11 protein-coding genes are annotated in these 14,637 nt (G+C 44.2%); 8 read left to right on the top strand and 3 right to left on the bottom strand.

Annotation, left to right across the window (positions count from 1 at the left end; all coding sequences use genetic code 11):
* Positions 1–36: 36 nt before the first annotated feature.
* Positions 37–426, bottom strand: coding sequence for a hypothetical protein (locus ACT3QR_RS00990; RefSeq protein WP_444519535.1), 390 nt, complete (start codon positions 424–426; stop codon positions 37–39).
* Positions 427–1,020: 594 nt separating this feature from the next.
* Between ACT3QR_RS00990 and ACT3QR_RS00985 the strand changes: the two genes are divergently transcribed.
* The 4 genes from ACT3QR_RS00985 (at position 1,021) to ACT3QR_RS00970 (ending at position 5,388) form a co-directional block, all read left to right on the top strand.
* Positions 1,021–2,070 (top strand): ABC transporter substrate-binding protein, encoded by a 1,050-nt coding sequence (locus ACT3QR_RS00985; protein WP_444519534.1) that lies wholly within the window; start codon positions 1,021–1,023, stop codon positions 2,068–2,070.
* A gap of 77 nt (positions 2,071–2,147) precedes the next feature.
* Positions 2,148–3,185 (top strand): ABC transporter substrate-binding protein, encoded by a 1,038-nt coding sequence (locus ACT3QR_RS00980; protein ID WP_444519533.1) that lies wholly within the window; start codon positions 2,148–2,150, stop codon positions 3,183–3,185.
* Positions 3,186–3,629: 444 nt separating this feature from the next.
* On the top strand, positions 3,630–4,529 hold the full coding sequence (locus ACT3QR_RS00975; protein WP_444519532.1) for an ABC transporter permease: 900 nt from the start codon (positions 3,630–3,632) through the stop codon (positions 4,527–4,529).
* Between the two features lie 64 nt (positions 4,530–4,593).
* Complete coding sequence (locus ACT3QR_RS00970) at positions 4,594–5,388, top strand: ABC transporter ATP-binding protein (protein ID WP_444519531.1); 795 nt, start codon at positions 4,594–4,596, stop codon at positions 5,386–5,388.
* A 3-nt stretch (positions 5,389–5,391) separates the two neighbouring features.
* Here ACT3QR_RS00970 and ACT3QR_RS00965 read toward each other — a convergent pair whose 3' ends face one another.
* Both ACT3QR_RS00965 and ACT3QR_RS00960 read right to left on the bottom strand, forming a co-directional pair.
* Positions 5,392–6,072 carry a response regulator transcription factor gene (locus ACT3QR_RS00965; RefSeq protein WP_444519530.1) on the bottom strand — a complete coding sequence of 227 codons (681 nt, stop codon included), beginning with the start codon at positions 6,070–6,072 and terminating at the stop codon, positions 5,392–5,394.
* A gap of 89 nt (positions 6,073–6,161) precedes the next feature.
* Entirely contained in the window at positions 6,162–8,309 is a 2,148-nt protein-coding gene (locus ACT3QR_RS00960) for a PhnD/SsuA/transferrin family substrate-binding protein (protein WP_444519529.1), read from the bottom strand.
* A gap of 218 nt (positions 8,310–8,527) precedes the next feature.
* On the opposite strand from ACT3QR_RS00960, the gene ACT3QR_RS00955 reads away from it, so the two are divergent.
* The 4 genes from ACT3QR_RS00955 to ACT3QR_RS00940 all read left to right on the top strand — a co-directional run bounded on the left by ACT3QR_RS00955 (position 8,528) and on the right by ACT3QR_RS00940 (position 14,543).
* Positions 8,528–9,904: a c-type cytochrome gene (locus tag ACT3QR_RS00955; RefSeq protein ID WP_444519528.1), complete on the top strand. Its 1,377-nt coding sequence runs from the start codon at positions 8,528–8,530 to the stop codon at positions 9,902–9,904.
* Positions 9,904–10,821 (top strand): c-type cytochrome, encoded by a 918-nt coding sequence (locus ACT3QR_RS00950; protein WP_444519527.1) that lies wholly within the window; start codon positions 9,904–9,906, stop codon positions 10,819–10,821. Before ACT3QR_RS00955 ends, ACT3QR_RS00950 begins: the two co-directional genes overlap by 1 nt.
* A 214-nt stretch (positions 10,822–11,035) precedes the next feature.
* Positions 11,036–13,357, top strand: a complete 2,322-nt coding sequence (locus ACT3QR_RS00945) for an FdhF/YdeP family oxidoreductase (RefSeq protein WP_444519526.1) — start codon at positions 11,036–11,038, stop codon at positions 13,355–13,357.
* Between the two features lie 148 nt (positions 13,358–13,505).
* Positions 13,506–14,543, top strand: a complete 1,038-nt coding sequence (locus ACT3QR_RS00940; RefSeq protein ID WP_444519525.1) for a formate dehydrogenase accessory sulfurtransferase FdhD — start codon at positions 13,506–13,508, stop codon at positions 14,541–14,543.
* The last annotated feature ends 94 nt before the right edge of the window (positions 14,544–14,637 follow it).

Raw genomic sequence — 14,637 nt, 5'->3', positions numbered from 1 at the left:
GTGATTTGTCAAATGACTAAAAACCAAGCCTTATACTTATCTACTCAAAATATCGATAATCTGCAACGTATCATTGATCACTGTCACAATGTTATTTTCTGGCGTACGAATACGAACGTAACGGTCATCATAACGGTCTAAAACGACAGAGCGATCATAATCTCTTCTATCAATCTTGCCGACCACTCTATAACCATACTTATCAAGATCACGCTTAAATGAGGCGTTTGGACTAGCATTACGATAGGCGTTAATACTTGGGTGGGCATTGCCATTATGCTTATAGTTTTTACTGATATGGGCAGAGTTACCTTTGCTATTACCATGTCCGTTTCCATGACCATTTTTTGCCATAGCAGGCAATCCAATCAAAGAAGTAGCAGTGATACCAACGATGGTTAATAATTTAAGATTAGCAGCGTTCATAATATTATCCTTAAAATGGTCATCCGAGAAATTTAGATAAATAATAGCGTCTATTTCATATCCACTATGTCAGCACAATGTCCGCTTAACGACTGGATTAATCTTAGACCCATTATGCTTCTCATATGAGAATTAGGTTACGTTAATTATGAAGTGAGTACGTAATAGATGCGTTGCTAGGAGGTAAGCCTTTTGCATAGGGTTTCAGCAAACAAAAGCACCCTAATGGCATTATCTATATTTGGATCCACACAAGAGCTTTACTTCATTACATCTCTTAGTAAGATAAAAAGAAGTGATGTATATTTAACTTTCCATCACCATGACTGCCACAAATCAATTTTTTATTGCGATAACGTACATTACTGTCATAATATGAACATAATAATCGATGGAACGATTACTTTATTTAATTGTTAGCCTGCTATCTCAGCATCAACGTAGCATTGACTTGGCTAATCTGCATTCTTCAATATCATGGCAAAAAACCAAAGTACACCAGACAGATGAGAAAATTACTACCATATAAGCTAGTAAATTGGGCTGTAATTGCTTGGTTTTTACGATTGATATAACCTATGAGTTAACCTAATAATGACTATCGCTTCTACTCTACGCTTAAGCCTATATGGCGTTGCTCTTAGTGCCATTAGTACACTTGGACTAATCGGCTGCTCCAACTCCTCTACCGAGACCGCAGCGACTGCTGAAAATAGCACGACTACAGACAAACCTGCCAAATCAATCGCCATTACTCAAATTGTTGAGCATCCATCACTAGATGATATGCGCCGCGGGATTATTGATGAGTTGGCAGATAATGGCTATGTCGAAGGGCAAAACCTAACGGTTAATTTCCAAAGTGCACAAGGCAATACAGCAACTGCAGGACAGATTGCCAAGCAATTTGCAGGAGACAGTCCTGACGCAATCGTAGCAATATCGACGCCTTCTGCGCAGTCCGTGGTAGCCGCGACAACGACTATCCCTATTATTTACACCGCTGTGTCAGATCCGCTAGGTGCCAAGCTCATCACAGCAGATGGTGAGCCTTTCCAAAGCAACTTAACTGGACTATCAAGCCAACTACCATTAGAGCCGCAGTTGGATTTGTTGCAACAAATAAAACCTGACCTAAAAACTATCGGTTATGTCTATAGCCCAGGTGAGGCAAACTCAGTATCATTGCGTGATAACCTAAAACAAGCTCTGCCAGCACGAGGTCTGTCACTACTAGACATTCCTGCCAACCGTCCAACGGATATTGGTATGGCAACACGCAGTTTGCAAGGACGTGCTGATATTATCTATACCTCATTTGACAACAATGTCGCATCTGCCTTTGAGGCCATGACCCAAGCGGCGAATGAGCTAAAGTTACCGATTATCGCGTCTGATGAATTTAGTGTAAAACGCGGCGCAACTGCAGCCCTTGGCGTCAATGACTATGATTTTGGTCGCACCACGGGCAAGATGGTATATCGCGTGTTGAATGGTGAAGCGGTCAATACCATCAAACCTGAAGTCATGAATGATCTGACCTTATATGTCAGTCCTAAGCATGCTCAAACGCAAGGTGTCAGCTTGCCAGCAGAGTTACTAAACAATGCCATCAACGTTGATATTGATGCTGAAACCAAATAAAAAATAGTAAATTATCTCTTAGCTCGTCAATTATTTATATAGTGTATGGACACACTATTATTTTAGGAGTAAGACCCATGTTGTCTCAAAATCGTTTTGGTCGTTTTAATTTTGGTAAAGCTTTATTATTAGGCGGTGTATGTACTGCTATCTTGACTGGTTGTAACCAATCAGCACAAGATGATGGCACCACGGATGCTGCTACTGGTGATGCAGCGACAGCTATGAAGGCCGTTGCCATTACCGCTATCGTCGAACATCCAGCGCTTGATGATGTACGTAAAGGTGTCATCGACGAGTTAAACGAAGCAGGATTCAAAGACGGTGAAAACCTCACCGTTAATTTCCAAAGCGCGCAAGGAAACACCGCTACCGCCGGTCAGATTGCCAAGCAATTTGTCGCTGATGCGCCAGATGTTATCGTTGCTATTGCAACACCATCTGCTCAGTCTGTTGCCGCTTCTACTAGCAGCATTCCATTGGTATTCTCAGCAGTTACTGACCCAGTAGCCGCAAAACTGGTACCTAAACTAGATGGCTCTGGTACCAACGTCACAGGCGCATCGGATGCCCTACCGTACGAACCACAAATTGATTTGATGCGTCAAATTATTCCATCATTAAAGAACGTCGGTTATGTCTATAGCCCAGGCGAAGTCAATTCAACGATTATCCTAAAAAATCTAAAAGAGAAGCTAACGCCACTAGGGGTTAATGTACTCGAAGCGCCTGCACAGCGTAGTAATGACATCGCAATGGCAGCCCGTAGTCTCGAAGGCAAGGTTGATATGATCTACACCTCAACCGACAACAACGTAGTATCAGCGTACGAATCACTCTATCAAATCGCCAAACAAAGTAAGATCCCTCTTATTGCTTCAGATACTAGCTCAGTTGAGCGCGGTGCCGTTGCTGCTCTAGGCGTGAATTACTACGAGCTTGGCCGTGAAACTGGTAAAATTGTTGTACGTATCTTGAACGGTGAAGAAGCAGGCGCTATCCCTGTTTATACGCCACAAGCGCTTGATTTATACGTTAGTCCAAAGCACGCTAAAGAAGAAGGTATCACTTTGCCTCAAGCGGTTATCGATAATGCAAAAGAAGTGATAGAATAACGCACCTTTGTATTTGGCTTAAAGAAGCATGTATAAATAGGATAGCGACACTAAGCAATAATATGTTGTATGCCCTAAAATATACTGCCAATGATTGAATAAGAAACCCAGCTATGAGTCATTAGGCTGGGCTTCTTGTCTAAACAGAGTCTTTTTTTGCAAGCGTGTTTAATAGTGCTGTATTTGTCTCGCTATTTATCTGATACTTGTTGAGTAGAGGATCAGTTTATTGATTACATTGCAATATCCTGAACCATCGCTTCAAACCAAGGTAGCTTATGATCGTTGTTAATCGTGACATGTTTTGGTTTACCCTAACTGCAGATTGCTTAATCTGTTAAATTCACCGCTTAGCTGTTTAGCAGGTAGGATGATTTTGGCCATTGCCATTTACTTATCTTGGTACCATACGCTAGACACTTGGTTATGACTTACTGATCTCTTATGTCTTTAATTGCTTTTTTTGGTGCGCTTGAAAGTGGTCTGATTTATGGCCTAGTAGCACTCGGTGTGCTTATCTCATTTCGTACGCTCGACTTTCCTGATTTGACCGCTGACGGTAGTTTTCCGTTAGGTGGCGCAGTCGCTGGTATTTCTATCATCGCTGGTATCAACCCATGGTTGGCCTGTGCTTTTGGTATGCTAGCAGGTTCAGTCGCTGGTATCGTCACTGCGTGGTTGCATGTCAAACTTGGCATTTTGCAACTGCTTGCCAGTATCTTGGTTATGGTTGCCTTATATTCTGTCAACCTACGCATCATGGGCGCACCAAACCTACCCCTTCTTGGTGAAACCACAGTGTTTAGCACCTTGGTGACTGATGGTAATGGTTATTGGATGCGCTGCCTCATTATTGGTGTCGTTGTGGTGGCTGCCATGTTATTTCTGAACTGGTTTTATAGCACCGAAACAGGCCTGTCGATGCGGGCTACTGGCTCAAACCTGAGAATGGCGCAAGCGCAGGGTATTAACACTTCATGGATGACCATTGTCGGCATGGCGATTTCTAACGGTTTGATTGCCCTAGCAGGTGCGTTGTTTGTCCAGACTCAGGGTGGCGCAGATATCTCGATTGGTATCGGTACGATTGTTATTGGTCTGGCAGCGGTCATCATCGGTGAGACGATCATTCCTGCCAAGCGTATTTGGCTGATTACCTTTGCCGTTGTTATCGGCGCGGTATTATACAAGCTGTTCATTCAGGTCGCACTATCAAGCGATACGCTACGTAGTATTGGCTTTGGTCCGCAGGATTTGAACTTGATTACCGCATTGCTCGTGGTACTAGCCTTGGTATTGCCAAAAGCGAAAACCAAGTTTTTATCACGCAGAGTTCGCGCCTAATGACAGTCAAAGCAGGTATTTATAACACTTGCGACGCTTGAAGAGACAATAAGGAATAACGATTATGATGCAAGCCACCGATTTACGGTTGACCTTTAACCCAGGCACGCCGATCGAAAACCCTGCCCTCCGTGGTATCAGTTTAAACATTGCTGATGGTGAATTTGTCACTGTCATTGGTACCAATGGTGCAGGTAAATCTACTTTTTTGAACGCGGTAAGCGGTACAACGCGTGTCGATAGTGGCTCAATCCTGCTAAATGGCATTGATGTGACCAAAAAGTCTGCCCATCAACGCGCGCATTGGGTTGCTCGTGTTTTTCAGGACCCAATGGCGGGAACTTGTGAAGCGCTAACGATCGAAGAAAATATGGCACTGGCCTACAAACGGGGTGGCAATCGCGGTTTAAAAGTTGCTTTAAATCAGAATAACCGCGATTTGTTCCGAGAAAAGCTATCAGTTTTAAAACTAGGTTTAGAAAATCGTCTGACCGATCGTATGGGTTTGCTCTCTGGCGGTCAACGTCAAGCGGTCAGTCTGCTGATGGCATCATTGCAGCCCTCTAAAATCTTGCTACTTGATGAGCATACTGCGGCTCTTGATCCTAAAACAGCTGCTTTTGTCTTAGAATTGACCGATAAGATTGTCACGGATAATAAATTAACCACTATGATGGTTACCCACTCTATGCAACAAGCACTGGCACATGGTACACGCACCGTTATGCTGCACCAAGGTCAAGTGGTCTTAGATGTATCTGGAGATGCTCGCAAAGGTATGACTGTGCATGACTTGCTAGACATGTTTGAGCAAACACGTGGCGAAAAAGTTGAAGATGATAGCCTGATTTTAAGTTAAATATTAAATACCTAGCATAACCAGTTTTTGAATTAACTCACTCACATGCTGGGCTTGCATCTTCTTCATGACTTGCGAGCGATGTACTTCTATGGTGCGTACAGAGACATCCAGATGGTCAGCGATTACTTTATTGATCTTACCTTGCAGCAATTCATCAGCTACTTGTTTTTCTTTATCAGTCAGCTGGGCATACAGCGCTTTAATGGTACAAAGCTGGACGCGATCGAGAGTTAGTCTTTGTGCACGCACTAAAGCTTCTTGCAAACGCTGACTACTTATTGGCTTTTCTAAATAGTCAGCGGCGCCTTGTTTCAGCATACTGACGGCATCACCAATCTCACCATTTCCTGTCAGTACTATAAGCGCCATGGGACTGTCATATTTATTAAGATGCTGTTGTAATGCTTGACCACTCATCTCTGGCATCATTAAATCACTGATGATGATGGCCGGACTACGAATATCAACTTGTCGCAGAAACTCTGTGGCATTCGACCATACTTGCGTGGACAGTCCCAAGCTATCAAGCAGAAACTCACAAGAAATACATACGCTTTCTTCATCGTCAATGATATGTATGACCAATGCTTCTCGCATCATCATCGTTTTCCTATCCTTAGCTGATTGTTCAGAGCTGTCTTGCCTGCATTCCTGCTCATTTTTAATGTGATAAGAAGTCATGTTTAACCTTTTAAATTTATATTAGGGTGTGTCTTCAATTCAATCGATAGTCATCCAAATGGGATGCCAATAGCGTATAGTGTCTGACTTTATTGAGTATCATTCCTAGTGGCTGAAATTAATGGCAAATAAAAAGAGACTTGCGCGCCCTGCTCATTTGCCCCCTGATAACTGGCATGGACTGGCAACTCCTGAGTCTTACCGTTTGGTATGCGCTTAAAGCGGCTATACTGACGATATTTCTGGTCACTTTTTAACACACGGACCTTATCAAAAACTGATTCAGCTTGGACGTTATTTAGCTGCATCCTAGCATCTACCGACTTGCACAGTCGCTGACAGATCATAAGTCCTAACCCAAGACCATCTGCTTTGGTCGACCGGGTCGCATAATGACTGGACACATTGTTCTGCTGATGGTGCTGAGACAACTGCTCTGCCTCAAAACCACCTGCATCATCACTGATACGCAGCACCAACCATTCTTTATCATGATGTCTTTCTGCTTGGACATGTAACACAATATTCATAGCGCCTTGCTGAGCAGCATTGGTCATACAATTCATGAGCAACTGATCTAATAGTAAATATGGCAAAGTGACGTCTTGATACTCACTTGCCAGCCAAAAGGTAATATTTGCAGCCTTTTCACCCAGTAACAAAACACATTGTCGGTAGGTCGCCATTATATCCACACTGACCTCGTTGGATTGGTTGACTTGTGAGCGCCCAGCCCAGCGGCGAATATTGCTCACTACTGCCGCCACTCGCTCGGTCTCATGTACAATTTGACGTAAGGCATTGACTGTCATTTTGTTATTTTGAGTTTCGAGGTGATGCTGCTCACGTTGCTTACCAGCAGTCGACTGTTCACTCGGTATCGATGATTCGCTGCGTATCAATAGGCCTTGTGCATAGTTTTGTATGGTCGCCAAGGGCTGATTGATTTCATGAGCAATAGCGCCACTCATCTCGCCGACGACAGCAAAACGTTCAGATTGCCGTAACTGCTGATCATAGTCACGAATGAGTCGGTTTTGCTGTAGGATTTTTCGACGCCGTCGCCATGCTAGCCAGCTCATCCAACCGTAGTTAACTGTCGATATCAGAATGATAAAAACAAATATCCCGACCGATAAACGATGGGCTTGTACCCAATCAATCAGATGCGTACTCAACGGTTTCTGTGCTGGATGGCTGTTCATATCATAGAGCACACGCTCAGCATCCATACTTGACTCTGGAGGTAACCAACGTAGACCCTCCTCTGGATTAATCATTTGCTCCAAAGAAAACACATGCTGGTTGACTTGCCGTACCAAGGCATCGGGGGCTTGCTCAGTCGCTGCCAACGTCCAATTTGGATATATCGACGTTGAAGATTGGCAGTTTGAGTTGGTCTCAACAGGATGCAGCAAGCGATATTGTTGTTTATTGATTTTACCTTCCCGATCCATCTCCTCCATGAGACACAGGGGTGCGATAGCGGCATCTGCTTTGCCACTGGCCAAAGCATGTAAAGTTCGCTCAATCGGATAACCCATGAACTGCATTTGATAGTTATTTGGCGCGATACCGTTTTGCTGCAACAAATGTGTAACCAACAAATACCCACCAAAGGCATCAATATCGACCCCAGCAACTGTACGACGCTGCAAATCTTGCAAACGATAAATGCCACTATCAGCAGAGACCCATAAAGCACTGGCAACCTCTTCCATCGCGCTCGGCGCCTGCTGCTCCATTGATTCAGGTATTTCATTAAACTGATTGGCAAGCTGAACGGTTGAAGAGCGATGGGATGGGGACTCTTTAGCACCAAACCCGACACTAAAACCATCTGCCTTATTCTTAGCCGACAGCGTTGGTTCAGAAGAGCTTGTCATTGTTTGTAAAGTTGCCAACCAACGCCACCTGGTGGTACTCATTTTTATAAACTGTACTTGCGGGCCTAGCACTAAAGCAAACTGCTGAGCGTCAATTTGCTGCTGCCAGTTTTCAAGCGCCAATGGAACCAACACCACTGTGCCGTCTAACAACTGAGCATTCAGCTGATCGAGCCATGGCTGCCAGCGGTTCTGCGCTGCTATCTCACCTTGCGGTGCCAATACCCCCAAATAATAAGTCTCGGCCTGTGCCTTAGGCATAACTGACCATGTGAACCATGCTACAAAAATAAACGAGGTAAGTTTTGAAAAAACGGCAAAGACCGTCCAGTTTTTAGACCCTTTGTACATAAAACTCACTTCCCCTCAGACCACCAACACCCACATTATAAACTAAAACCATATTTATAATGTGGTTTTCCACAATATCGCTATATAAACCACTGGCCTATACTGAGTAACAGTACTGTAACCTTAACTTGCAGGCATACATCAGCGCAACTCACGAACAACCATTCATTGACGTGACCAACAGCGAGATGGAACCGTTATTTATCGAGGGTGAACTTATGAAAAAGTGGTCACTGATTATTATCGTAGCAGCGATTCTCGGACTGGCTGCTGCTTATATCATTGGGCAAATATTACCAAACATGCGCACCAGCAATAGCAATATAGAGGTCGATATTACCGACCCCGCTTTAATCAAAAAAGGCGAATATGTTGCACGTACTGCTGACTGTGTCGCTTGTCATACCACCTTAGAAGGTGAGGCTTATGCTGGTGGCCTACCAATGCTGACACCACTGGGCGCCATCTACTCTACCAATATCACCCCCGACCAAGAAACAGGCATTGGCAACTACAGTTTTTATGACTTCAAAAATGCAGTCAAACATGGCGTGAGCCCTGACAACAAAGCACTTTATCCTGCCATGCCTTACCCCTCATACCAGCTGATGCCTGATGAAGATGTAGCTGCTATGTATGCCTTTTTTATGTCTGCTGTCGAACCCGTCAATCAGCCCAATCTCCAAAGTGAGTTACCACCAGTAGCAAATTGGCGCTGGCCATTGGCATACTGGCAAGTTTTATTTGATTCTAAACGTGACTTTGTCCCTGAGACAGACGATGAGCTATTGACTCGTGGTCAATATTTAGTTGAAGGCCCTGGTCATTGTGGCTCTTGTCATACAGATCGCGGGATTGGTTTTCAAGAAATCGCTTTGAGCAATGCTGATTCTGACGAATACTTAAGCGGTGCTGTCATTGATGGGTGGCGCGCCAAAAGTATACGTGGCGAACATCGCGGACTTGGTACTTGGACAACCGAAGAATTAAATAACTTCTTTAAAACAGGACGCACAGACACCACAGCTGCCTTTGGTGCGATGGCCGAAGTAGTCGAACACAGTACGCAATACATGACTGACTACGATATCAATGCTATGTCCTCTTATTTAAAAACACTAACACCTGCTCCGAATAAAGAAAAAACACTCCCAGAGAAAAAAGACATCACTACGCAAAAACTGCTTGATGGCGACTATGATTCACGCGGTGCCATACTCTATGCCGAATACTGCCAAGTTTGTCATCGCGCTGATGGTCAAGGCGTCGCACGTATATTCCCTGCTCTCGATGGCAATAGCGCGATTTACTCTAATAAAGCAGATTCAGTATTACAAATTACGCTCAGCGGCGGCAGGATGCCTGAAACTGAATATGACCGAATGGCCTTTACCATGCCCGAGTTTTCCAACTTAAGTGATACTGACGTGGCTGAAGTAGTCAACTATGTGCGCAACAGCTGGACCAACCAAGCACCAGAAATCAATGTCGATGATGTGGTCAAAATGCGGGCATTTCTTGCCAAAAAACCAAAGACCAGTACCGATATAGCCCCAGACCTCAGCATTGATGCTACAGAAGAAGGAGCAAACTAATGAGTAGATTATCATTTAAATTACCAACCCTTGCTTTTTGTGCCTTCAGCATAGGTGTCATGGGTGTAAACGGCTGCTCAAGCCCCGAGCCTGCAGAACGCAATGCTCCAGAATTCAACATGGTCACAGCTGATGATGCTAACGAAGATATCGGCAGTTATACCTTGCCACAAGATACTGCTATCACCGATGAACCAAACGCTGATGAAATATTCTATGGAAAGCGCTTATTGAACGAAACAAAGCGCTTGCTACCAGAGAACGTGGGTGCACAAATGAACTGCAATAGCTGCCATATCTCACAGGGCAAGGTGCCACTGGGCGATCCATATATTAACAGCTATAACACCTATCCACGCGTGATGCCACGTTCTGGTACAGAAGTCGATTTAGAAGCACGCATTAACGGTTGTTTTCAGCGTTCTATGAATGGTCAGCCTTTAGATCGAGAGTCTCCTGAGATGCTAGCGATGATGGCTTACATGGAATGGTTATCGCAAAACACGCCTAGAAATCAAAAGGTCGATATCAATAATGCAGGGGAAATCGACAACTCACTGATACCCGACCCAGTGCGTGGCGAAAAAATTTACCAAGCTCAATGCGCTTCCTGTCACGGTGATAATGGCGAAGGCATCAAAGACAGACGTGGTGATATTGTCTTTCCTCCACTGTGGGGTGACGAGTCGTTTAATATAGGTGCTGGCATGGCGCGTACTTATAAAGCAGCGGCTTTTGTTAAGTATAACATGCCAATGGGGATTCAGACCAAAGGCCTATGGGGTCATGGTAATGTTCTGAGTGACCAAGATGCCGTAGATGTGGCACAATACTTTACCCATCAGCCTCGTCCTGACTTCTCTGGTAAAGTAAACGACTGGCCTTCTGGAAAAAAACCTAAAGATGCCCGTTATTAAAATCTATGTTTCAAATATGATGTCACATCACATGTTGATGTGAATCAATCATCCAAACCTTTAAGAACTAAACCGTCCAACACTTGGGGGTCAATTCATTTCTTAAAGGTTTTTTTGTTATCTATAGTTAATACTTATATGAACTTTTCACTGACCATTATATAGTTGTTGTCTATCAAAACTTCGCTGTTATCATTTATATATGAGGTCTGTCATGCGCAAAATCCCTATTTACTCCCATCCTGCTGCTGGTTGGCCTGCGCTGATCTCATCTACCCAAAAACTCATGGACTATAAGACATTTTTACGCGGCGGCATCAGCGTATTCAAAAGCAACCAGCCTCAAGGTGGATTTGACTGCCCAGGATGTGCCTGGCCTGACCATAAATCACATAAAGCTATCGATGTCTGTGAGAACGGTATCAAGGTCATTGCCAGCGAGACTATGACCCACAAAGCAGATGCCGAGTTTTTTGCGCGGCATACTGTCACTGAGTTACAGAGTTGGACTGGTTATGAGCTTGAGCATAGTGGTCGCTTATCAGAGCCAATGTATTACGATGCAGCTCAAGATCGCTACGTTCCTATTCCTTGGGAAACCGCTTATGGCTTAATCGCTGAGCAGTTCGGACAGCTTGACTCACCTGATGAAGCGCTATTTTATACGTCAGGCCGTGTGACCAATGAGCCCGCCTTCTTATTTCAGTTATTTGTACGCTGCTTTGGTACCAATAACTTACCTGATTGCTCAAATATGTGTCACGAGCCAACCTCCGTCATGCTAAGCAGACAGCTAGGTATTGGTAAAGCAACGGTGATGCTAGAAGATTTTGAGCAGGCTAAGCTGATACTAATGTTTGGACAAAACCCAGCGACTAACCATCCACGTATGCTCGAAATGCTTGCACACGCACATGAGCAAGGGTGCCGAGTTATTTCAATCAATCCGATGCGTGAGCAAGGATTAAGCAAGTTTAGAAACCCGCAAAAGCCAATTCATATGGCAGCCGGTCAAAGCAATGATGTAGTCGACGATGTCATTCAGATTCAAATCGGTGGTGATGCAGCGTTATTGACGGGTATTGCTAAATGGTTGATCGAAAACGATAAAATAAATCATGATTTTATTACCACTCATACTTCAGGTTTTGAACCTCTAAAACAGTGGCTAACAGAGCAATCATGGACAGATATCACGCTTGGCTGCGGTATCTCTCAAGCAGATATTATCAATCTTGCTGAGCTAGTAGCTAATAGTCCTGCAACGATTTGTACTTGGGGTATGGGTATTACTCAGCACGTGCAGGGTGATGACAATGTCGCGATGATTACCAACTTACTCCTGCTGATGGGCATGATTGGTATCGATGGTGCAGGTGCATCTCCAGTGCGTGGACATTCCAACGTACAGGGTGATCGCACCATGGGTATCCATGAGCGTCCTAGTAAAATCTTACTAGACAGTTTAGAACGTGTGTTTGAGCATCCTATGCCACAGGAACATGGCTATGATGTCGTCACAGGCGCCAAGGCGCTTATCGCTGGTAAGCTAAAAGTCTTTATGGGTATGGGTGGTAATTACGCAGTAGCCGCACCTGATACTAGTGCTATTGAGCAAGCATTAACCACTACTCAGCTTAATATATTTGTCGGTACTAAGCTTAATGAGACAATGCTATATCCTGGTGCAAATAATTTAATCCTGCCTTGCTTAGGACGTACTGAGCATATCCTTACGACTAAAGGTGAGCAATTCGCTACTATCGAAGACTCTATGTGTCAGGTTGTACCCACTCAAGGTAAGCTCAAACCTGTTAGTGATACCTTGAAATCTGAAGCGCAAATCGTGGCGGATATTGCGACTCATGTACTCGGCGCTGACTCAGCTATTCCTTGGCTTGCGATGGGTGAAGATTTTGATATTATTCGAGACTATATCGCTCAAGCTATTAATGGTTTTGAAGACTTTAACCAGCGTATTCGCACCTCTGAGCGTGGCTTCCATTTATATCATGCAGCGCGCCATCATGTATGGAATACCGAAAGCGGCAAAGCCCAATTTGAAGTGCCACAATATCCGATTACTTTTGTCGCAGCACAAATGGCTGCCGCAAACGATACGGATAACCATGAAGATACCGCGCAAAAAATTTGGCAATTAACCAGTGTCCGTAGCCATGATCAATTCAACACCATGATTTTTGGGTTTAAAGACCGTTATCGTCAAACGGATCGCCGTGATGTGCTATTTATGCATCCCGACGAGATAAGCCGTCTAGGGTGGCAAAAAGGTGACCGTGTGATGGTCACTCGTCAGCGTGCTAAAGACAGTCTGGAGCAGCCACGCGTATTAGGCCCATTGGTATTGAGCGAAATGGATATTGCTTCTAATGCTGTTGCCGCTTACTACCCTGAATGCAATGACCTTTTTGATTTAGAAACACATGCGCCAGACTCCCATATCCCAGCGTACAAATCAACGACCGTCGTTTTGGAGCGTGTAGAGGCAAACACATCAATAGCGACGCCTGCGTAAGCCATAATGTGAGTAGCCAATGGAAATGTCGTTTTCATTGGCTACCCCTCTAGATAACCATCAACACCCTCATACTTTTAGGCCATGATTAAACGTGATAACAATCGAAGATAATGCTGAACAAAATGGAGTTTTTGCCGATTCCGTTATGATAGACAATTCAACTGACACTAAGAGAGTTGCACCTGAGGCACCTGAGGCACCTGATAATGATGGTTTGTCAGAGACACCTCTTTCTCGTAGTCATTTAGCTCAAAAGCATCATTATCCGTCAATTAGTAATAACCCTAATCATGACTCTCGCATTCAAATCGAATCTCAGACCACCAGCTTAGCAGTTGAAGCTGCGGTCTCAATAGTTATTAATGGAATTCATTATGCTGTGCTGATGGCCAGTCCTCACCAACTAGAGTATTTGGCGGTTGGGTTCTTATTTAGCGAAGGCTTAATTCAACACAGCCACGAATTGCTCGATTGGGAAGTGACTCACCTTGCAGATCTTGCTAGCTACCAAAAGTTTGCTCAAGGTTCGAATGACGAAGGTTTTGATTCAGCATCAGTTGAGCAAAGCTTACAGCAATTCCAAGATTACGATATCTATGTCGTGGAATTGGTATTAAGTCAGCGCTGTCATCAACGTATCCAAGCACAAAAACGTCAGCTCGCAGGGCGTACAGGCTGCGGTATGTGCGGTATTACTGGATTGACGCAAGCTTTGCCTGATCTAAGCGCGTACTCACAGGGTTATTTAAAACATGAACATAACCAACAGAATAATATTGATAACTCTCAGACAATCGCGCCAAGCCTCGACTATCTATTAGCACTGCGTCAACAAGTGGACGCCGCACAGCATACGCACCAACTGACAGGTGCGGTACATGCCGCAGCGACGATCCATAATCAGCAGCTATATTTATTTGAAGACGTAGGTCGCCATAATGCACTTGATAAACTCATAGGCTGGCAATTACGCCAAAAAATAGACGTTAGCTGTGTACTCATGACTTCACGTCTATCTATTGAACTGGTTCAAAAGTCTATTCGAAGTCAAATTCCTTGGCTGATTGGTATGTCAGCACCTACCAGTACAGCAGTACGCGTGGCCGAGCGTTACGGCCTAGGGTTGGCTGGATTCTTACGTGATAACCGAGTCACTTACTATACCAAACAAGATAATATTTAAAAACTCACTTCTACTTGTTCATCGAGAACAACCATCTATCGCTCATTATCCCTTTCTTTCTAATGAAGCTTTCAGTTAATCATTCATAATCATA

Origin of the sequence: Psychrobacter sp. AOP7-B1-25 (genome assembly GCF_052376195.1) — a bacterium.
Taxonomy (GTDB): Bacteria; Pseudomonadota; Gammaproteobacteria; order Pseudomonadales; family Moraxellaceae; genus Psychrobacter.
The sequence above is the reverse complement of the archived record's forward strand: the minus strand, read 5'-3'. Positions and strand labels throughout refer to the sequence as shown.